General features: G+C 69.1%; 27 protein-coding genes. 14 read left to right on the forward strand and 13 right to left on the reverse strand.

The genetic code is table 11. The annotated features are described in order from the left end of the window. Positions 1–63 precede the first annotated feature (63 nt). The 5 genes from ABME01_RS05235 to ABME01_RS05255 all read left to right on the forward strand — a co-directional run bounded on the left by ABME01_RS05235 (position 64) and on the right by ABME01_RS05255 (position 4,211). Positions 64–927 (forward strand): LysR family transcriptional regulator, encoded by an 864-nt coding sequence (locus tag ABME01_RS05235; protein ID WP_353827300.1) that lies wholly within the window; start codon positions 64–66, stop codon positions 925–927. 16 nt (positions 928–943) lie between these two features. After that, positions 944–1,798 (forward strand): glutamate racemase, encoded by an 855-nt coding sequence (murI, locus tag ABME01_RS05240; RefSeq protein WP_353827301.1) that lies wholly within the window; start codon positions 944–946, stop codon positions 1,796–1,798. Beyond that, on the forward strand, positions 1,795–2,571 hold the full coding sequence (rph, locus tag ABME01_RS05245) for a ribonuclease PH (RefSeq protein WP_353827302.1): 777 nt from the start codon (positions 1,795–1,797) through the stop codon (positions 2,569–2,571). The genes murI and rph overlap by 4 nt, the downstream gene beginning before the upstream one ends. Positions 2,572–2,585: 14 nt before the next feature. Continuing rightward, a complete protein-coding gene (gene rdgB, locus ABME01_RS05250) occupies positions 2,586–3,206 on the forward strand; it encodes an RdgB/HAM1 family non-canonical purine NTP pyrophosphatase (RefSeq protein WP_353827303.1) in 621 nt (206 codons plus the stop codon). A 75-nt stretch (positions 3,207–3,281) separates the two neighbouring features. Further along, complete coding sequence (locus ABME01_RS05255) at positions 3,282–4,211, forward strand: cation diffusion facilitator family transporter (RefSeq protein WP_353827304.1); 930 nt, start codon at positions 3,282–3,284, stop codon at positions 4,209–4,211. A 41-nt stretch (positions 4,212–4,252) separates the two neighbouring features. Here ABME01_RS05255 and ABME01_RS05260 read toward each other — a convergent pair whose 3' ends face one another. Next, on the reverse strand, positions 4,253–5,089 hold the full coding sequence (locus ABME01_RS05260; protein WP_353827339.1) for a DedA family protein: 837 nt from the start codon (positions 5,087–5,089) through the stop codon (positions 4,253–4,255). Positions 5,090–5,308: 219 nt separating this feature from the next. Here ABME01_RS05260 and ABME01_RS05265 point away from each other — a divergent pair, with 219 nt between their 5' ends. The 3 genes from ABME01_RS05265 to ABME01_RS05275 all read left to right on the forward strand — a co-directional run bounded on the left by ABME01_RS05265 (position 5,309) and on the right by ABME01_RS05275 (position 7,527). Then, a complete protein-coding gene (locus ABME01_RS05265) occupies positions 5,309–5,674 on the forward strand; it encodes a PadR family transcriptional regulator (protein ID WP_353827305.1) in 366 nt (121 codons plus the stop codon). Further along, complete coding sequence (locus tag ABME01_RS05270; RefSeq protein WP_353827306.1) at positions 5,674–6,573, forward strand: hypothetical protein; 900 nt, start codon at positions 5,674–5,676, stop codon at positions 6,571–6,573. The genes ABME01_RS05265 and ABME01_RS05270 overlap by 1 nt, the downstream gene beginning before the upstream one ends. Positions 6,574–6,732: 159 nt before the next feature. Further along, a complete protein-coding gene (locus tag ABME01_RS05275) occupies positions 6,733–7,527 on the forward strand; it encodes a ZIP family metal transporter (RefSeq protein ID WP_353827307.1) in 795 nt (264 codons plus the stop codon). Between the two features lie 39 nt (positions 7,528–7,566). Here ABME01_RS05275 and ABME01_RS05280 read toward each other — a convergent pair whose 3' ends face one another. The 6 genes from ABME01_RS05280 to ABME01_RS05305 form a co-directional block, all read right to left on the reverse strand. Beyond that, complete coding sequence (locus tag ABME01_RS05280; protein WP_353827308.1) at positions 7,567–8,853, reverse strand: alpha-hydroxy acid oxidase; 1,287 nt, start codon at positions 8,851–8,853, stop codon at positions 7,567–7,569. A gap of 34 nt (positions 8,854–8,887) precedes the next feature. Next, complete coding sequence (locus ABME01_RS05285) at positions 8,888–9,673, reverse strand: FadR/GntR family transcriptional regulator (protein WP_353827309.1); 786 nt, start codon at positions 9,671–9,673, stop codon at positions 8,888–8,890. Between the two features lie 112 nt (positions 9,674–9,785). Beyond that, positions 9,786–9,926: a hypothetical protein gene (locus ABME01_RS05290; protein ID WP_353827310.1), complete on the reverse strand. Its 141-nt coding sequence runs from the start codon at positions 9,924–9,926 to the stop codon at positions 9,786–9,788. A 108-nt stretch (positions 9,927–10,034) separates the two neighbouring features. Then, positions 10,035–10,415 (reverse strand): hypothetical protein, encoded by a 381-nt coding sequence (locus ABME01_RS05295; protein WP_353827311.1) that lies wholly within the window; start codon positions 10,413–10,415, stop codon positions 10,035–10,037. Positions 10,416–10,651: 236 nt separating this feature from the next. Next, positions 10,652–10,996, reverse strand: a complete 345-nt coding sequence (locus ABME01_RS05300) for a type II toxin-antitoxin system PemK/MazF family toxin (protein ID WP_353827312.1) — start codon at positions 10,994–10,996, stop codon at positions 10,652–10,654. Then, positions 10,993–11,229: a hypothetical protein gene (locus ABME01_RS05305; protein ID WP_353827313.1), complete on the reverse strand. Its 237-nt coding sequence runs from the start codon at positions 11,227–11,229 to the stop codon at positions 10,993–10,995. Before ABME01_RS05305 ends, ABME01_RS05300 begins: the two co-directional genes overlap by 4 nt. A gap of 86 nt (positions 11,230–11,315) precedes the next feature. Here ABME01_RS05305 and ABME01_RS05310 point away from each other — a divergent pair, with 86 nt between their 5' ends. The 3 genes from ABME01_RS05310 to ABME01_RS05320 are packed head-to-tail and all read left to right on the forward strand — an operon-like array spanning position 11,316 to position 12,399. Then, complete coding sequence (locus tag ABME01_RS05310) at positions 11,316–11,756, forward strand: SRPBCC family protein (protein ID WP_353827314.1); 441 nt, start codon at positions 11,316–11,318, stop codon at positions 11,754–11,756. Between the two features lie 56 nt (positions 11,757–11,812). Beyond that, positions 11,813–12,058 carry a CopG family ribbon-helix-helix protein gene (locus ABME01_RS05315; protein WP_353827315.1) on the forward strand — a complete coding sequence of 82 codons (246 nt, stop codon included), beginning with the start codon at positions 11,813–11,815 and terminating at the stop codon, positions 12,056–12,058. After that, a complete protein-coding gene (locus ABME01_RS05320; protein WP_353827316.1) occupies positions 12,052–12,399 on the forward strand; it encodes a type II toxin-antitoxin system PemK/MazF family toxin in 348 nt (115 codons plus the stop codon). The genes ABME01_RS05315 and ABME01_RS05320 overlap by 7 nt, the downstream gene beginning before the upstream one ends. A 77-nt stretch (positions 12,400–12,476) precedes the next feature. Here ABME01_RS05320 and ABME01_RS05325 read toward each other — a convergent pair whose 3' ends face one another. Then, entirely contained in the window at positions 12,477–13,046 is a 570-nt protein-coding gene (locus tag ABME01_RS05325) for a PH domain-containing protein (protein WP_353827317.1), read from the reverse strand. Between the two features lie 293 nt (positions 13,047–13,339). After that, a complete protein-coding gene (locus ABME01_RS05330) occupies positions 13,340–13,645 on the reverse strand; it encodes a hypothetical protein (protein WP_353827318.1) in 306 nt (101 codons plus the stop codon). 143 nt (positions 13,646–13,788) lie between these two features. On the opposite strand from ABME01_RS05330, the gene ABME01_RS05335 reads away from it, so the two are divergent. After that, positions 13,789–14,184: a hypothetical protein gene (locus ABME01_RS05335; RefSeq protein WP_353827319.1), complete on the forward strand. Its 396-nt coding sequence runs from the start codon at positions 13,789–13,791 to the stop codon at positions 14,182–14,184. A gap of 78 nt (positions 14,185–14,262) precedes the next feature. On the opposite strand, the gene ABME01_RS05340 is transcribed toward ABME01_RS05335, so the two are convergent. From ABME01_RS05340 to ABME01_RS05355, 4 genes are all read right to left on the reverse strand, one after another. Next, entirely contained in the window at positions 14,263–14,712 is a 450-nt protein-coding gene (locus ABME01_RS05340; protein WP_353827320.1) for a DUF2975 domain-containing protein, read from the reverse strand. A 274-nt stretch (positions 14,713–14,986) separates the two neighbouring features. Then, positions 14,987–15,502, reverse strand: a complete 516-nt coding sequence (locus ABME01_RS05345; protein WP_353827321.1) for a hypothetical protein — start codon at positions 15,500–15,502, stop codon at positions 14,987–14,989. Positions 15,503–15,631: 129 nt separating this feature from the next. Further along, the gene (locus ABME01_RS05350) at positions 15,632–15,937 is read right to left on the reverse strand and encodes a hypothetical protein (protein WP_353827322.1); all 306 of its coding nucleotides are present in this window, start codon (positions 15,935–15,937) and stop codon (positions 15,632–15,634) included. A gap of 89 nt (positions 15,938–16,026) precedes the next feature. Next, positions 16,027–16,677 (reverse strand): hypothetical protein, encoded by a 651-nt coding sequence (locus tag ABME01_RS05355; protein ID WP_353827323.1) that lies wholly within the window; start codon positions 16,675–16,677, stop codon positions 16,027–16,029. 519 nt (positions 16,678–17,196) lie between these two features. On the opposite strand from ABME01_RS05355, the gene ABME01_RS05360 reads away from it, so the two are divergent. Continuing rightward, a complete protein-coding gene (locus tag ABME01_RS05360) occupies positions 17,197–17,730 on the forward strand; it encodes a DUF2510 domain-containing protein (RefSeq protein ID WP_353827324.1) in 534 nt (177 codons plus the stop codon). A 347-nt stretch (positions 17,731–18,077) separates the two neighbouring features. Further along, positions 18,078–19,181 (forward strand): P63C domain-containing protein, encoded by a 1,104-nt coding sequence (locus tag ABME01_RS05365; protein ID WP_353827325.1) that lies wholly within the window; start codon positions 18,078–18,080, stop codon positions 19,179–19,181. Positions 19,182–19,523: the final 342 nt, after the last annotated feature.

Raw genomic sequence — 19,523 nt, forward strand, 5'->3', positions numbered from 1 at the left:
AAACGGTACGTCGCGACAGTCTCGCGCGGAAATGCAATCCGCGCCGATCGATACGCTGAACGCATGGATCTGCAACTGCGGTGGCTGCACGTGCTCGTCGCCGTCGACGAGGAGCGCTCCTTCACGGCCGCCGCCGACCGGCTGGGGATGTCGCAGGCGGCGGTGTCACGCGCACTGGCCGCCCTCGAGCGCGAGGTGGGCGCCGCCCTCATGCACCGCACGACCCGTCGCGTCGAGCCGACCGAGGCCGGAGCGGCCTTGGTCGCGACCGCGCGACGCGTCCGGGCCGAGCTCGACCGCGCCGTCGCCGGCATCCGAGGCGACCTGCGCGTCGTGCGCATGGGGTATGCGTGGGCCGCCCTCGGGTCGCACACGACGCCCGTGCTGCGGGACTGGAAGCGCGAGCATCCCGATGCGCCGCTCCGGATGGTGCGGGTCAACGCGCGCGACGCGGGGCTGTCCGAGGGACTGGTCGACGTCGCCGTGCTGCGGCATCCGCTCGAGCGCGCCGACCTCGACGCCGAGCTCGTCGGCGTCGAGCAGCGCGTCGCCGCGATGCCCGTCGACCATCCGCTCGCCGAGCGCCGCTCGGTCGCGCTCGCCGACCTCGTTCCCTTCGTCGTCGCGGTCGATCGCCGCGCGGGCACGACCGGCCCCGCGCTGTGGGAGGAGCGCGGACTCGACGCGCCGCCCATGACGGAGACGTCCGACGTCGAGGAGTGGCTCGACCTCATCGCCGCGGACGACGCGATCGGGGTCACGAGCGAGGCCGCGGCCCACCACTACCCGCGGCCCGGCGTGGTGTTCGTGCCGATCGCCGACGCGCCGCCCATCGAGGTGCGCGTCGCGTGGCACCGGAACCACCGCCATCCGGCCACCGGCCGCATCGTGCGGGCCGTGCGCACCGCGCTCGCCGAGCGCGGCTGATCTAGGCTGGTGCCTCGTGAGTGATGCACCGATCGGGATCTTCGACTCGGGCGTCGGCGGGCTCACCGTCGCGCGCGCGGTGCGCGACCAGCTCCCGAACGAGGAGATCCTCTACGTCGGCGACCTCGAGCACTCGCCGTACGGTCCGAAGCCGATCGCCGACGTGCGCCGCTACGCGCTCGCCGTACTCGACGACCTCGTCGCCCAGGGCGTGAAGATGCTCGTCATCGCGTGCAACACCGCGAGCTCGGCCATGCTGCGCGACGCCCGCGAGCGGTACGACGTCCCGGTCGTCGAGGTGATCCAGCCGGCCGTCCGGCGCGCGGTCGCCGCGACCCGCAACGGACGGGTGGGCGTGATCGGGACGGCGGGCACCGTGCAGTCGCGCGCGTACGACGACGCGTTCGCCGCGGCGCCGCACCTCGAGCTCGTGTCCGCCGCCTGCCCGCGCTTCGTCGAGTTCGTCGAGGCCGGCGTCACGACCGGCCCCGAGGTGCTCGCCGTCGCCGAGGAGTACCTCGCGCCGCTCCGAGCGGCACGCGTCGACACCCTGGTGCTCGGCTGCACGCACTACCCGTTCCTGAAGGGCGCCATCTCGTACGTCATGGGGGAGGGCACGACCCTCGTCTCGAGCGACGTCGAGACCGCCAACGACGTGTACCGGGTCCTCGTGTCGCAGGGCCTCGAGCGGCGCAGCCCCGAGCCGCCGGAGCACCGCTTCGAGGCCACGGGTCGTTCCAGCGCCGCCTTCCTCGACCTCGCCCACCGGCTCATCGGGCCCGAGATCTCGCAGGTCGAGCTCGTGCAGACCGGCGCCATCACGCTTCCCGCCGCCACCGCGGCATCCGCCACCGACAGGAGACACCCGTGACCGAGACCCCCGACCTCGTGCGCGCCGACGGCCGCACGCCCGACGCCCTGCGCGACATCACGATCGAGCGCGGCTGGAGCACGCACGCCGAGGGCAGCGCGCTCATCTCGTTCGGGAACACCAAGGTGCTCTGCACCGCGAGCTTCACCAACGGGGTCCCGCGCTGGCTCACCGGCAAGGGCAAGGGCTGGATCACCGCCGAGTACGCGATGCTCCCGCGCTCGACGAACACGCGCAACGACCGCGAGTCGGTCAAGGGCCGCATCGGCGGTCGCACGCACGAGATCAGCCGGCTCATCGGCCGGAGCCTGCGCGCGGTCGTCGACACGAAGGCGCTCGGCGAGAACACCATCCAGATCGACTGCGACGTGCTGCAGGCCGACGGCGGCACGCGCACCGCCGCGATCACGGGCGCCTACGTCGCGCTCGCCGACGCGATCGAGTGGGCGCGCGGGAAGAAGTTCATCGGGCAGAAGGCGACGCCGCTCATCGACACGGTCGCGGCCGTGTCGGTCGGCATCATCGACGGCACGCCCATGCTCGACCTCGCCTACGTCGAGGACGTGCGCGCCGAGACGGACATGAACGTCGTCGCGACCGGTCGCGGCCTGTTCGTCGAGGTGCAGGGCACCGCCGAGGGCGCGCCGTTCGACCGCCGGGAGCTCGACGCGCTGCTCGACCTCGCGCTCGCCGGCACCGCCGACCTCGCCGCGATCCAGCGCGCCGCGCTCGAGGCGCAGCCCGGCGACGCGGGCGCGGGCGCCGCGGGCTGAGCGAGGGCCGACGGATGCCGCAGCCGCTCGAGGTCGTCCTCGCCACGCACAACGCCCACAAGGTCGCCGAGTTCCAGCAGATCCTCGGGTCCGCGCTGCCGGGGCTCACGGTGCTGCCCTACGACGGGCCGGAGCCCGTCGAGGACGGGACCTCGTTCGACGAGAACGCCTTCATCAAGGCGCGTGCCGCGGCAGCACACACCGGCCGCGTGGCGCTCGCCGACGACTCTGGCATCTCGGTCGACGTGATGGGCGGGTCGCCCGGCATCTTCTCCGCCCGGTGGGCCGGGCCGGGACGCGGGGCCGAGGCCAACCTCGAGCTCCTGCTCGCCCAGCTGGCCGACATCCGCGACCCGCACCGCGCGGCCCGCTTCCACTGCACCATCGCGCTGGTCGTGCCGGATGCCGCGGGCGGCGAGCCGCACGAGTTCGCCGCCGTCGGCGAGTGGCCCGGGCGCATCGCCGCGGAGCGCGCGGGCGTGAACGGATTCGGGTACGACCCGATCTTCCTGCCCGACGGGTTCGAGGTCTCGGCGGCCGAGCTCGCGCCCGAGGTGAAGAACGCGCACAGCCACCGGGCGCGCGCGTTCCGCGCGCTGCTCCCGGAACTGGAGCGGATCGCGCGCGAGCGCTGACCGGGCCCGGCCGGCGAGAACGCGTCTCATTCCCATCTGCGTCCGGGTGCGCGATCCGTGCCTACGCTGGAGGGGATGGGACACTCGCACGACCACGCCGCCGACGCGCACGCCGCCGGCCGCCGCCGACTCGGGATCGCGATCGCGATCATCGGATCGTTCGTCGTCGTGCAGGTCGTCGGCGGGCTGCTGAGCGGATCGCTCGCGCTGCTCGCCGACGCCGGCCACATGACGAGCGACCTGCTCGGCCTGGTCGTCGCGCTCGGCGCCGCGATCGTCGCCTCGCGTCCCGCCAACGACCGGCAGACGTACGGCTTCCGGCGCTTCGAGGTGTTCGGCGCGCTCGTGAACGGCGTGCTGCTGATCGCCGTGGCCGTCGCCGTGACGACCGGCGCCGTGGGCCGGCTCCTCTCCGGGGCGGAGGGCGAGGCGCACGAGGTCGCCGGCGGCCCCATGCTGGTGATCGCCGTCGCGGGCCTGGTCGCGAACGTGGCGGCACTGCTGGTCCTGCGCGGCGGCGCGTCGCAGTCGATCAACCTCCGCGGCGCGTACCTCGAGGTGCTCGGCGACACGATCGGCTCGGTGCTGGTGATCGCCGCGGCCATCGTGATCCTCACGACCGGATGGGACGCGGCCGACCCGATCGCGTCCCTGCTCATCGCGGGCCTCATCGTGCCGCGAGCGATCGTGCTCCTGCGCGACGTCATGCGCGTGCTCAGCCAGTCGGTCCCGGCCGAGACGGATGTCGCGGAGATCCGCGAGCACATCCTGCGTACCGTTGGAGTGGTCGCCGTGCATGACGTGCACGTCTGGGCGATCACGACCGGCGCGCACGTCTTCAGCGCGCACGTCGAGGTCGAGCCGGAGGTCTTCGCCGAGGAGCGCGTGGGGGCGCTGCTCGACGAGCTGGGCGGCTGCCTCGACGAGCACTTCGACGTCGAGCACTCCACCTTCCAGCTCGAACCGTCGGGTCGCGGCCGTCACGAGTCGGCCGCGCACGCCTGACGGTCCGATCGGGTGCACGATGCCGGCTCCGGCCGGCGGCGTCAGTCGCCGGACGGGCGGTCGCCGTGGTGGTGCTCGCCGTGGTGGTGCTCGCCGTGGTGGTGCCCGTCGTCGCCGTGCTCGCCGTCGAGGTGCGGGGGGCGATCGAACACGTCGGGATCGAGCACGAGTTCCTCGGCCTCCTCCTCGTCGGTCACGACGTCTTCGCCGGCGGCCGCGGCGCGCTTGGCCTTGCGTCGCTCGCTGAAGTAGTGCCACGCCGTGACGAGGGCGGTGCCGCCGACGGCGACGAGCAGGATCAGGTCGATGTACTCGCGCACGAGGTCGGCGATCGGCGGGATGAAGCTCACGGCGTAGCCGAGCATCGTCAGGCCGAAGCCCCACAGCACGGCGCCGGTGAAGTTGTAGAGCGTGTAGCGCGCACGGTTCATGTGGCCGACGCCCGCGGCGACCGGGGCGAAGGTGCGCACGATGGGCACGAAGCGGGCGAGGATGATCGTGAGCCCGCCGAAGCGCTCGAAGAAGGCGTTGGTCCGTTCGACGTTCCTGACGCTGAAGAGCCCGCTCTCGCGCCTCTCGAACACGCGTGGGCCGCCGCGATGGCCGATCTCGTAGCCCACCTCGCCGCCGAGGAACGCCGCGAGGCCGATGAGCAGCGCGACGATCCACACCGAGACGCCGAACACGCCGTTCGGGGGCACCACCTCGGAGTTCGACAGCAGCCCCGAGATCACGAGCAGCGTGTCGCCGGGCAGGAGGAACCCGACCAGGAGGCCGGTCTCGGCGAACACGATGAAGCACACGACCAGCAGGGCCCAGGGCCCCGCCGTCTGGATGATCGTCTCGGGATCGAGCCAGGGGATGAGCGCGGCGTGGATCACGACCTGATGCCCCCCATCCTCGGACCGACGACGACCCGAGGAGGCCGACGGAAACTCACTGAAGTCTATCGAGCGAGTCGCGCCGGTTCAGGGGGTGGTCCCCCGGAATACGCCGTGAGCGCACCCCCGGATCAGGGGGTGCGCAACCCTTGACGACGCTCGCGCACGGATGTATCGTGACGCGATATAGACCACGTCATCCCGAATCGAGGCACGATGCACGCCGAACGCCAGCCGAAGGACCTGCTCCCGCTCAGCGAGCCGGTGTTCCACATCCTGCTCTCGCTCGCCGACGAGGAGCGGCACGGCTACGGCATCATGCGGGAGGTGCGCGTCCGCACCGGCGACTCCATCGTCCTGGCGCCCGGAACGCTCTACGGCGCGATCAAGCGGCTGCGGGGCCTCGGGCTCATCGAGGAGACCGAGACCCGCGTCGACCCCGAGCTCGACGACGAGCGCCGCCGGTACTACCGGCTCACCGGGCTCGGCGAGCGCGTCGCCGCGGCCGAGGCCGTTCGGGTCGCGGCACTCGCCGAGCAGGCCGCCGCCAAGCGGCTGTTGCCCGGGTGGAGCGCGGCCTGATGTCCTCGCCGATGCTCGAGGGCCGTGCGGTCGACGTGGCGCTGCGGGCGTTCCCCGCCGCGTTCCGGGATGAGTACGGTCACGAGATGCGCCTGCTGGCCCGCGACAGCGTGCGCGAAGCCCAGGTCGACGGCGAGCGCGCCGTGCGGGCCACGCGTGCCCGCATCGTGTTCGACCTGCTCCTGGCGGCGGCCATGGAGCACGCCCGGAAGGAGACCGCCATGCACGTCAACGCGCCCGGAGTCGGCTACGGCATCGCCGCGGCCGTCGGCCTGCCCCTCATCATCGCCAGCTACAGCAGCTACGCGTTCTGGGGCTTCCTCTCGACGACCAGCGGTGCGATCGGCCTGGAGTCGAGCTCGTTCCTCGTCCATCCCACGATCCTGCTGATCGGCGGCATCCTGCTCACGGTCGGACTCGTCGGGCTCGTCGGACGACTCGGCGTCGCCGATCGGACGCGCAGGTGGCTGCGCATCGCCGCGATCGTCGGCGGCGTGCTCGTCACCGTCGGCGGATCCTCCATGTACGCGTACGGGCTCCCGACCACGTCGCCGTTGCGGTCGATGGTGGACGACGTCCTCGGCTTCGTGCAGGGTCCGGGCCTGCTCATCGTGGCCGGCGTGCTCATCACGGCGGGCGTGCTGGCCCTGCGGAACCGGTCGTTCGGCCCGCTGAGCTTCGCCCCCATCGCCGTCGCCGCCAGCCTGGTGCTCGTGTTCGCCGTGATGATCTCGGTCATGGCCTCGGGCACGCCGATGGAGATCGGGTTCCGGCAGCCCGCGATGGTGATCGCGGACTGGCTGCTGTTCGGCACCTCGGTGCTGCTCGGGGTGGCGCTCGCGATGACCCCGCAGCCGTCGGCGACCCGAACGCGCCCGACGGCGGCCGCAACCGCCTGACCGATCCCGGCTCGAGCACGGCCCGTCCCCGAGCGGGCCGTGCTCGTCGTTCCGTCCACGGCGATCGGGCACGCGCACGCCGTCGTCGAACTCGGAGTCCGACCGCCGCGGCGCGTCAATCCCCTTCAGGTCCGGCCGCAACGGGTCCAGAATTCCGGCGTGGGGACGGCGCTGTGGTTCGGGATCGTCGCCTCGAGCGCGCTCGTGGTCGGCGCCGCACTCGGGGCGCGCGTGGAGCTGCCGAAGCGGCTGCTCGCGATCCTGCTCTCGTTCGCCGCGGGCGCACTGATCACCGCGCTCGCCTTCGAGCTCTTCGAGGACGCGTACGAACGCGGCGGACTGGGGCGGGCCGCGCTCGGGCTGCTCGTCGGCGCCGTGGTCTTCGCGGCGCTGAGCGCCCTGCTCGACCGCTGGGCGCAACCGTCCGACCGGGAGCGGCCCTCGGCGGAGGTGGAGGGCAGCCCGAAGCTCGACACGGATGCCGCCGCATCCGACCGGGCACCCACCTCGGCCACGACGCGGGGTGCCGCGGGGTTCGCCCTGCTCGCCGCCGTGACCCTCGACGGCGTGCCGGAGAACCTGGCGCTCGGCGTGTCGATCGGCGAGGCGGGCTCGGGCGGGTTGGCGCTGCTGGCCGCGATCTTCGTCTCGAACCTGCCGGAGGCGCTCGTCGGCGCGTCGTCGATGCGCGCCCAGGGGCGTTCGACCGCCTGGATCCTCGCGCTGTGGACGGGTGCCGCGGCGCTGCTGGTCGTCGCGGTCGTCGTCGGCGCCGGGCCGCTCGCCAACACCGACCCCGAGACGATCTCGCTGCCGCTCGCGTTCGCCGCGGGCGCGGTCCTCGCCTCGCTCGCCGACACGCTCATGCCCGAGGCGTACGAGCACGGCGGCCCGGCCGTCGCGCTGAGCACTGCGGCCGGGTTCGTGCTCTCCTTCGTGCTCTCACTCGCCTGAGCCGAGCAGTCGCGGGCGCGGCGCGCGCGGCGCGGCGATTCAGTTCGGCTGCGGCATCCGTTCGGCCGCCTGCTCCCCGGCGATGGCGGCGGCGCGGGCGACCGGCACGAGGCGGGTGAGCTGGGTCACGTGCCGCGGGGTGAGCTCATCGAGGGTGGCGACCTCGAGGAGCTTCATGGTGCGCACGATCTCGCCGCGGAGGATCTCGATGGCCCGATCGACGCCCCGGCGTCCGCCGGCCATGAGGCCGTAGAGATAGGCGCGGCCGATGAGCGTGAAGCGGGCGCCGAGCGCGATCGAGGCGACGATGTCGGCGCCGGACATGATGCCGGTGTCGAGGTGCACCTCGAGGTCGTGGCCGACCTCGCGGACCACCTCGGGCAGCAGCAGGAACGGCACGGGGGCGCGGTCGAGCTGGCGGCCGCCGTGGTTGGAGAGCACGATGCCGTCCACTCCCGCGTCGGCGAGCAGCTTCGCGTCATCCACGGTCTGCACGCCCTTCACCACGATCTTCCCGGGCCAGATCTGCCGGATGACGTCGAGGTCGGCGAACGAGATCGTGGGGTCCATGGCCGAGTCGAGCAGCTCGCCGACGGTGCCGCCGGTGGAGGACAGCGACGCGAACTCGAGCTTCGGGGTGGTCAGGAAGTCGATCCACCAGCTCGGGCGGGGCAGCGCGTTCAGCACGGTGCCGAGGGTCAGCTGGGGCGGGATCGAGAAGCCGTTGCGCTTGTCTCGCAGGCGCGCGCCCGCGACGGGGGTGTCGACGGTGAAGAGGAGCGTGTCGAAGCCGGCCGCCGCGGCGCGCTCGGCGAGGCCGTAGGAGATCTCGCGCTGCTTCATCACGTAGAGCTGGAACCAGTTGCGGCCGTGCGGGTTGGCCGCCTTCACTCCCTCGATCGAGGTGGTGCCGAGCGTCGAGAGCGCGAACGGGATCCCGGCGGCGCCGGCCGCTCCGGCACCGGCGACCTCGCCCTCGGTCTGCATCATCCGGGTGAACCCGGTCGGCGCGATCCCGAACGGCAGCGCGCTCGGCCCGCCGAGCACCTGCCGGCTCGTGTCGACCTCGGGCACGTTGCGCAGGATCGACGGGTGGAACTCGATGTCGAGGAATGCCTGACGGGCGCGGGCGAGCGAGAGCTCGGCCTCGGCCGATCCCTCGGTGTAGTCGAAGGGCGCCTTCGGCGTGCGCCGCTTCGCGATCGCCCGGAGGTCGCCGATCGTGAGGGCCTTCTCGAGGCGGCGCTCGGTCGGGTTCAGGGTCGGGGTCTTGAACCGCATGAGCTCGGCGAGCTCGCGCGGATTCGGGAACTGGCGCTGGACCATGTCTCGGCGGCCTCTCTGGTGTGGACGCACGGCGTCACGGGCGGGTGGACGGGGCGGATCCCGGGACGGATGAGATCTCGGCGAAGTAGCCGGAGATGTGGTCTCGGATGCGGGTGCGGGCCGCGGCCGGGTCGCGGGAGCGGATGGCGTCAAGGACGCCGCGATGCTCCGCGCGCAGCCGCGACGACGTGGCCGACCAGTCGGCGATCCGCTCCTGCCCGGCGAGCGCGTAGGCCTCGATCCCGTTTCGGATGCCGACCATCATCGCGGTGACCACCTGGTTGCCGGATGCCTCGGCAAGCGCGAGGTGGAACGAGGCATCCAGCGCGAGGAACTCGGCCGGCTCGAGCCCGGGGTCGTCCATCGCGTCGAGCAGTCGCTCCGCGGCGCCGAGAGCGTGGACGGGGCCGGATCCGGCCGGTGCGTCCGCCGCGCCCGGTGCCGCGTCCGATGCCAGGTCGCCTACGACGTGCGCCTCGAGCAGCAGCCGGGTCGCCACGATGTCGTGCACCGGGAACCCGCTGGCGGCGACCTGCAGGCGCATCAGGGTGCTCATGCCGCCGCTCGGGGTCGACACGATGATGGCGCCCGCGGTCGGCCCCGACCCGGTCTGCGTTCGGACGAGGCCCATCGCCTCGAGCACGCGGAGCGCCTCGCGCACGCTCGATCGGCCGACGCCGAGGTCGGCTGCGAGCCGGCGCTCGCCGGGGAGCCGGTCGCCGGGGGCGAGATCGCCGTCGAGGAGCCCGCGCTCGACGTGCTCGAGTACGGCGCGCCATGCGCGGGGCTCGCGCGATCGAACCGTGGCTGCCTCGGCCATGTCCCTCCCGCCCGCGCGGGTCGTCCCGCTTCGTCGCCTGTGGTCTGACCACATGGTAGCAGATGTGGTCAGACCACACAGGGACGGCTGACGGCCGCCACGTGGCGAGTGGTCAGTCCCGGCCGGCCGGGGCCTGCGTCCGCTCGGCGTACCGCTGCGCCTGCCAGGCGTGGACGTCGGCGATCCGGTCCAGCGGCGCCGACGGGCCGATCCGTGGGTCGTCGGGCTCGCGTCCGTCGCGCTCGTCGATCACGAGCGCGGCATGCCCGATGGCGTGGGCTCGGTGCTCGACGAGGCGGGCCTCCGGGCCTCCGGGCCTCGCACGAGGGCCGAGTTGCTGCGGAGTGGGATCGTCCGCTGATCAGTCGCTGGCCGATGACTTCGGCGCGAGGGCGGACAGCATGCTCGTCAGCGAACCGATCTCGACGGTACGTGGGTCCGCAGTGAAGTCGTGTTCGGTGCGGAGGTCGTAGTAGGCGTGCAGCAACGTGCTCTCGATCACCTCGTCGATCCGAGCGTGCCGCACCGCCTCCTGGAGGCCGACCTTCGCGACGTCTGCCTCGAGGTCGTCGGCGGCGATGTCGACGAACCCGACCGAGAGGATCTCGCGGGAGTCGTCGACGGAGACGGCGTTGAACACCCGAGCCGGGACACCGAAGCCTTGGTCGGCCTCCCACGCGCTGATGAAATCGTCGAAGGTCGCGCCGTCGCGCAGGCGGCGACGAAAGATCGCGATGATCACGGCCCCGACAGTACCGTGGACATTGATCCGCCCGCCATGCCCGGTCCGCCGGCGACGCACGACCGATCCGTCTCCGCGGTCGCCCGAATCACGTGAGTCAGCGCCACGCAGCGCGGGAAGGGGCGTCCAGCTCGTCGAGCGTGAACCCGAGCGCGCCGCACGCGGCGTACTCCGCCGACGAGCCGATCCGAAATCGCGACGTGGAGGTCGCGGATGACGTCGGGTGCCGGTCGCGGTCAGAGATCGAGGAAGTCGCCCAGCCACATCCGCACTGCTCCGAGGCACTCGGTCGATACCTGACCCGAGATCCTCGTGAGCCGGTCACGCGAGAGGGTTCGCGGTTGCTCGGTCATGATCCAAGATGCCAGATCGAGGCCGCTGGGCCCGTCGACCCGGACGTGGTTGGGCCATCCGCGATCAGTGGTCGTGATCGGAAGCACGATCGCGAGGGTCGTGACTGCGTCCAGATATCCGTCGGAGGCGACGACCAGCACCGGACGGTGACCGCCCTGCTCCCGGCCGCGAACCGGCTCGAGCGATGCCCAGGCGATGACACCGGGAGCGAGTTCCGCCTCGGTCACGACTGGGCGTCAGTCAGCTCGGTGCGCTCCCACTCCGCCGACTCCCGAGCGTGCGAGCCGGCCTGCGCGGCCGTCGATGCGGAGACCGCCGCCTTCAAGGTGCTCAGCCGCCACCTGCGGTCCTCCGCGTCCGCGAGGTGCGCGAGGTGCGCGCCGAGCGTGAGGCCGTCGCGTGCCGCCTGCTCCTTGAGGCGGTCACGCAGCTCATCGCTCACCTTGATCGTCGTGGTCATACTCTGAGTATACCGTCAGGGCTGGTGCGCAGCCGATCCCTCACTGCATCGTCGAGTCACAGCATCGCGGTGGGACACTGATCTCTGTGACTGTCGAGTTCGAATGCCGGACGCACGTGCCCGCCGGCGTGCAGGAGACCTTCGACCGCTCTCGAAGCATCGACCTGCACATGGCGTCGATGTCGGATTCGCACGAGCGAGCGATCGCCGGCGTCACCGCCGGTCTGATCAGGGACGGCGAAGAGGTCACCTGGCGGGCATGGCATTTCGGGGTGCCGATCCGGATGACCAGCCGCATCACCGCGATGACGGAACCGGAGTGCTTCGTCGACGAGCAGATGCGCGGGCCGTTCCGCTCGTTCCGGCACGAGCACGAGTTCAAACCGGACGGGTCCGGCACGCTCATGATCGATCGCGTGAAGTTCGACGCGCCACTCGGACCGCTCGGGGCAGTAGCGGAATTGGTGATCGGCCCGTACCTGCGCCGTCTCATCGAGAAGCGCAACGCGCATATCGCGGCACACTGACTGATCGCTGCCGATCCCTCAGCGACACAATCGGTATGACCGGTTATACTTTGGTCATGAAGACCGCGATCTCCATCCCGGATGGCGACTTCGAGCGCTTCGAACGCGTGGCCGCCCGGCACGGAATGAACCGCTCGGAGTTCTTTCGACGCGCTGGCCGCCGCTTCGTCGAGGAACTCGAGGGCGAGGCCGAGCTGACCGCCCTGGCCAACGCGGTCATCGAACGCGTCGGGCAGCCCTCTGCAGACAGCCCGTTCCTCTCGGAGTCCGAGCGCCGCATGCTCGAGGCGACCGAGTGGTGATCGCCCACGGCGACGTCATCTGGGTCGACTTCGGCTCACCGCGCGGATCGGAACCGGCGAAGCGGCGTCCTGCTGTCGTGATGCAGGAGGACTGGCTGCTCGCCACGCGGATCGCCACCGTCCTGGTCGTGCCGTTGACGTCGAACGTCGCGCTCGAAGCGTTCCCCGGCAACGTGCTCGTACCCGTCGACGCGGCCGGCCTTGAGAAAGACTCGGTGGCGGTCGTATCGCAGATCGGACCGGTCAGCCGGGAGTTTCTCGACGCGTTCCCGGTCGGGCACCTCCCGAGCTACGTTCAGACGAAGATCGCCGACGGCATTCGCCTCGTCATGGGCATCTGAGCCGCAACCACACTGCCGATCCGCTTGCGATCCCTCAGCGCGACGACCGGAGCAGAACGGCGTCACCTGATCACGGTCTAGATCACTTGCGATACGGGGACGTCCCGCCAGGCTCGGATGACCGCTGCCCCGCGCTCAACGGCGTTCGCGTGGGCGTTGCTCGCGTAGAGAACGTGTTGCGTGCCATCGGCGAGCGTGAGCCGCAGGGCACTCTCCACGTCCATGCGCAAGAAGAACGTGAACATGAACGACACCCACCAGTTCGCCTCGACGACACGTACGTCGATCACATGTCGTCGTTCAAATCGCTGGGAACGGAAATACCCACGCGCCACGAGCTTCGATGGTGTGAGCTCGACGCCGTGGAGGATGCTCCGCATCACGAGCCAGATCATCAAGGCAGATCCGACCGTGAGCGGGACCGCGATGAGCAAGCCGACGAGGTTTGGCGGAATCGTCGGATTCCAGCCGAGCGCAGTCGGGATCGTGAACGGGACGAACGCACCGAGCAGCCCGCACACCGGTGCGGCGATGACGGTCCAGAATCGCCACCGATTGCCCAGCTCCCATACCACCAGCGGCGCGTCAGCGACCGGTCGCGATGGGTGAGCGAGCACGCTGGCGGGCGGCATCATCAGCGCGAACATCGCACCCGCCCACAACAGCACGACAACGGCGGAAAGCGGTATGTCTGCGCCGAACGCATACTCGCGGCCGCCGGCCCCCCCACACGAGGATCGCGCGGATGAGGAACCACCCGGATGCCGCCATTCCAACCGCCATGATGAGCGGCGACAAGCGTCGCAGAATCCAGTACACCCGCGGAGGTGTGGCCCGCTCGCGGCGCCGCACGCGAGCCCTCGTCATCACCCGAGGAGCATGCGTTACGTCGAACCGCCCGCCGACGACACGACCTTACGGGATCCCTCAGGGCAACCGATCAAACGGGATCGTAGACCAGGTGCACGCGGTGCCGCACCGACCGCAGCATTCCAATCGGAACGAACGAGACTCGCGGCATTGGCCATTCACCGTCGACGCGGCGGATGAGAACGCGCTGGAGCGCTGCAATGAGATTGAGGTCTAGCCACCCGAGGAACTGCCCCGGTCCGGTGCCGAAGGCCCAGCCGACGAGCAGCCAAGCTACGAATCCGACCGGGACCACTATCCAGAGAAGGAAGCCGCGCGCCGTGAGCAAGGCCAAGACGCTGACCACCGCGAGGGTCTCGCGGACGGACTTCTGCATTCTCCGAGACTAGATCCGATCGCAAATGCACGCACGATCCCTCATTGCGATTCGTCTGTGCACCGCACCCGATGCGGCCATCGAACAGCCTTCGTCTAGGCTGCTCCGCGTGCAGGTAGTGAGCGGGCGATCGGAGTAATGGGGTGATCGACTTCGTCGGCCAACTCGTCGGCTCCTTGTTCGGCGGTTTGATCGCGGATGGATTCATCGGTCGCCGTCGAGCCAACGCTGCCAAGCGCCGGACCTTCCTGTGCGGGCTCCGCGTCATTTCGGGGCGCCAGGCCGGACTTAGCAGGGAATGGCTTGTCGGGGACTGGGGCATCCGTCCGGGACGGCTGCGTCTTGATGGCGTCGACGTTCGTATCGCGGCCACCGTTGCGGGATCGCGGAGGCACGCGAGTCTTTCGGAGATCATCGGCGGGGGCGACACGGTCATCGTCACCGTTCGGACCGATACCGCAGAGCTCGAGTGGTCGATGTTGCGCAGGTTCGACGCGCTGGCTCTCCGCGCATTGGCCGTGCCCGAGGCAGCCGCGTAGCCCACGCACCCTGACTTCGGCGCTCACCAAGGCCATCGCAAACCTGATCCGCAACTGAGATTGTGTTGCCAGCGGCGGTCAGACCTCAGCATCGACAAGCGTGAGCTCGGATGCCTTGCGTCTCAGTGCGACCGCGCCGACCACGACGGCGAGGGCGGCGAGCAGGCCGAAGAGCATCGGTGGGCCACCGACGCGCGCTACCGAGCCGGCGTGGATGAAGACGCCTGCGAATACGACGCCCGACGAAACGAGTGCAAGCGTGAAGATGGTCGCCCACCGTCGCGTCGGACGGGTGTCCGCGGCAGCGGACAGTATCTGCCATGCGGCAAGCAGGGCGAGCTCGAACAATCCGATCGCGATTCCGATCGCGATGACGTAAGGGCGCGCCAGGTCTGCATACTCCGGGTATTGGCTCGCGGCCTGGGCAGCGGCGAGCGGAACGACCCCGAATTGCAGCAGTAGGGCGATGATCAACACGGCAATCAGCGCGAATCGCGCCGCGGGGAGGTGCTGCTTCGAGAGGGCCATTGAAGCATCATCCCTCCAGGGCCGCCGGAATATCGACGGCGACGCACAGGCGGATCCCTCAGCGGGCCTCCCGCGACCGGCGCGGTGATCGTTGCGCTCCCACTTTGCGCGTGAGACCGTCGGGCGTGGACTCTTTCGTTGTGTGGAACACCTTGGTCTTCGGAGGCGCTGCAGTCGCAGCCGCAGGGATCGTGGCTCTGGCCATGTGGGTCAGAAGCCGCAAGCACCAGTCCTAACGGGATCCCTTAGCGCGATGCTGAGTCGACGCCCGCCGTCAACCACTGATCGCTCGGGCATAGATGCCGAGCGCGAGCACTCCGGCAGCGACGGCACCAAGGACTGCGACGCGGGTCAGCCACGGAATGCGACGTACCAGCTCCACCACGAGGGAAGCGACGGCGGTGCCGGGCACGAGGAACATCGCCATGATCGACCCTGAGTAGATCGCGAAACCTGAAGGGTCGCCGACCGAGCCAACGGTGATGATGAAGATCACCGCAGCCGTTACGACCGCGACATCCATCAGCACAGCCCGGACCACGCCCGCGGGCTGACCGAACGGCAGCGTGCCCACCGCTCGGACGGCGAAGGCGATCGCGAACACGATCGGCGCCGCGATAGCGATCCGTTCCAGCCCCTCTAGATCCGCGCCGGCCAGGGACCAACCGATTGCGGACACGATCGCGAACAGCACCACGGCGACGCAGCCCGCCACAGCTGCCTGCGCGCTGACCCACTCGCGCCGCATGGAGCCGGGGATCGTCGTATTCGCTTTCGCTTCCGTAGGCATTGCCTTGAAGCTACCGTCGCCCACGCCCCGTCAGCGCGAGGCAAGCCGCGACGTGGCTGCGCGCAGCGCCCGATAGCCGGTCCCTGAGGGACACTTCGACGGCGGTTGCCGCACCCACAAGGCGACCGATCAAACAGAGTCGTAGACCAGGTGGACACGGTGCCGCACCGATTGCAGCATTCCAATCGGAACGAACGCGAGGCGCGGCATTGGCCACCCACCGTCGACCCGGTGGATGAACACGCGCCGGAGCGCTGCGATGAGATTGACGTCGATCCACCCGAGGAACTGCCCCGGTCCGGTGCCGAAGACCCAGCCGACGAGCAGCCAAGCTATGAAGCCGACCGGGACCACTATCCAGAGAAGCAGGCCGCGCGCTGTAAGAAGGGCCAAGACACTGACCACCGCGAGGGATTTGCGGACGGGCTCCTGCATGCACCCGAGACCAGATCCGATCGCAGGGCGCGGACGACGAATCGGGGCGCTTCAGACGGCGATTTTCACCGCCTTGCCAGCCTGCTGAATCATGATGACTCGTCGGATTCTCGCGGTACGGCGATGCCGACGTCCCGCTGGGCCATGATTCTCGTGACGGTCGCGTCCAGCTCAGGGCGCGAGAGTGGCCAGAGGGCCCCCGGTCCCCGACCGTTCGAGGGCGTTTCGAAGCTCAGATGTGTGCCTTCGCAGACCGCGTGCACCCGTATTCCGAGGGCCAGGGAACCGCCGAAGTGGAGCGCCTCGACGGTGACGGAGTGAATGTCGCGCCACGGTAGCAGCCAGAGAAGATGCGGTGACTGTCGAGCACCACCCCAAGCTGAGATTCCCGCCCCATCAGCCATGATGCTGAAATCGAGAGGAAGCGATGTCACCCCTCGGGTCACGTACGCCGGTGCCGCACGATGCGCAGCCACAGTCTGACTGACGCGCCCAGTCCCCCATACAACATTTGTGAAGCCCGAACGTTCTGCCAGCTCGATCTCACGGAGGCGGCCGTCCAGACGAAGGAGAGACGCCAACCAGTACAAGACGAACGCCACACACAACCCGCCGCCGACAATGGCGACCAAACCCCCCACTTCCTCCTGCCCGATAGCGACGAGGCGCGATTCGATGAAGAATCCAAGGAGCAGCGCTCCGGTGCCCGAGCCAAGCAGAAGTGCGGAGTCGACTGCCATCTTGGCCGCCACGCGTGACCTCGGACTCATCTACATACAATCCTGTCAATCAAGAAGGGCCATCCCTGAACCAATCAATGCGACCTGGTGTCCACCTGAATACCATCCGACGGCGAACTCACCAAGTGGCCGGAGCGTGCGGGCCGCGCACCACGGGTTCCTGGTCAGGACGCGCCCTCAGCGAGTCGAGATTGCGGGCTCAGTCTGCGCGCGACCGTATGGAGTTCACCGCGCTGTCCGGGAGAACTCCACGCTTCAGCTCCGTCGTGGCATCTGTCTCGTTGGAGAAGACGTGCTGAGCATTTCGGCGACCGCGCTCGCTATGAAGACGTGCCATCCATCGGCCTCTTTGGTCAGGCAGTATGCCTCGTTCGAATCGCGTCCGATGCTGTACGCGGAGGTCGGCACCGACAGCTGATCTCGCTCCGCTCGCAGGTTCATGACCCGACGTTAGCGGGATCCCTCATCGGGACGTCGGCGCGGGCGGAGTTCGGCGTGCGACAGGGTACGGTTCAGGGCATGGCATCTGGGGTCGACCGCGACAATCTCGAGCGCGGTGCGATTGCAGCGGGTTGGTACGAGGACCCCGAAGCGCCGGATCTGCAGCGCTGGTGGGACGGCAATGCATGGTCTGACACGGAATTCCGACCCAAGCCCGAGGACTCCGAGCTTGTGGCGTACCTGAAGAGTCACCGGGACCTCGATCCGACGTCTCCCACGAACTACCTGGCGGTGTCGGCATTGGTCCAGGCGACGATCGCCCTCGCGGCGGCGGCCATGTGCCTGGCCATTCCGATTGCCCTGCCTACCGCGCTGGCGACGCTCGTCGGCTCGACGCTCTTGATCGCCATGGCAGGAATCGTTGTCGTGGTCGGAATCTGGTCGACCGGTCTTGGGATCATCGCGTTCCGCAATGCGCGCCGGAATCAGGACCGGCGGCTGCGGCATGCCGTGGGCGCGATCGTCATCGCGTCGGCCGCAGTTTTGGGTGCGGTCGCACTGCTGATCGTGCAGGCACCCGCCTGGTGGGCAAGCTCTGGCCTCGCAGCGTGAAGGCGGTTCCGAACGCGAGACGACGCGTGGACCTCGGGTAGATCGACGCAACAACGATCCCTCTTCGCGACTCGGGCCGTCACGCTACGGCTTTGCTTCCGCTCCGCAAACGCCGAACCACGAGCGCGACCAGGCCGACGACAATCGCAGCTCCATCGAGCAGGGAGGCGCCGGCTGAGCAGCTCGTTGCTCTATGGAGCCGTGGAGATCTTCCCTTCCTTCTGGCACCGGCAAGCATGCTGATCTGCCAGGCGAGCAGATCACTCGAATACTCGGCAGAGTGCCCGGTATCCCGCGCTTCGGAGTGGCGAGCAGCTTGATTGTCGGGGGTCGCGGCTAGGGTATGCATGCAGAGCAAGCATCAAGCATTAGGGCGGGAAAGCATGGCTGAAGGCAGAGATGAGATGTTCCTCTTCGACCCGAGCGAAGGCGGGAAGGCTCGGGCTCGCAAGCTGAGTCCAGAACAGCGATCGGCGATCGCGCAGCGTGCAGCACGAGCGAGGTGGGATACGACGATTCGTTCGGCGGACTACACCGGGGCGCTCGCGATCGGCGACACGAGGATCGAATGCGCAGTACTCGAGGACGGAACTCGGGTGCTGTCACAGGGAACGGTGATGGAAGCGCTCGGGCGGGCGAAGAGCATGGGACGAAGAGGAGATCCCGACAGCGAGAAGCGCGCGCCGTTCCTGAGCGCCAACAACCTGGAGCCATTCATCGGTGCACATCTGCTGAACGAGCTCACGCCGATCGAGTACCGCCGGCCAGGAGACAAGTTCGTGAGCGTCGGCTACAAGGCGGAGACTCTTCCGAGCATCTGTGATGTCTACCTTGAGGCACGGCTCCGCGGTGCTCTCCTCCCGAGCCAGGAGCGGGCGGCCGCTGCCGCAGAGGTGCTCATGCGGAGCCTCGCCAAGGTGGGGATCATTGCCCTCGTCGACGAGGCGACCGGCTATCAGGATGTTCGCGCCCGCGATGAGCTGCAGCGCTTGCTCTCTGCGTACGTACTCGAGGCGTTCCGGCCGTGGGTTCAGATGTTTCCCGACGAGTTCTTCCGAGAGATCTATCGCCTGTACGGGTGGGACTACAAGCCCGGCAACTCGAAGCGACCCGGCTATGTGGGGCGCTTCATCAACACATACATCTACGAGCAGCTGCCTGACGGCGTGGTTGAAGAGCTGAGGCGCGTGAACCCAGTGGGGGGCTCTGGATATCGTGCGCGAAAGCATCACCAGCATCTGACGGCTGACACAGGCAATCAGCACCTCGATCGGCAGATCTTGACGGTCACCACTCTCATGCAGGTGAGCGACGACGTCGATGGTTTCAAGCAGCTCTTCGAACGCCGCTTCCCCGGGAAGACCGGAAAGAAGGTGCTCCGGGTGCAGGTCGACGAGCACGACGAGATCCAAACCTTGTTTGAATTCGAGGACTTCGCTGAGAACCAGTAGTCGCCGTCGACCCGCCGCCCAGCGAGGCTCAGCACGATCCCTCAGCGCGACAGGCGCAGTGGCGAGGGGTGCGGCTGGCCTTCCGTCGAAACGTGCGCCGTTGGGTCGTGAGTTCCGTGCCGCGATAACAGGCTAGGGGGTTGTGTGCGAGGAGCGTCGCGTAGAGCGACTGACATCACAAGCGTTCCAGCAGCCAAGGAGTTCCGTATTCGTCGAAAGAAGCCATGACGGAGTGGGCCAGCTGGGTCTGCTGCGCGAGTAGGTGACATCTGAATTGGCTTGCCCTGCGGGGTGGGCTGGAAGGATGTCATTGTGCCCAAGCCGTACCCGTCCGAGTTCCGT

The organism is Agromyces litoreus (assembly GCF_040496015.1).
GTDB lineage: Bacteria > Actinomycetota > Actinomycetes > Actinomycetales > Microbacteriaceae > Agromyces > Agromyces litoreus.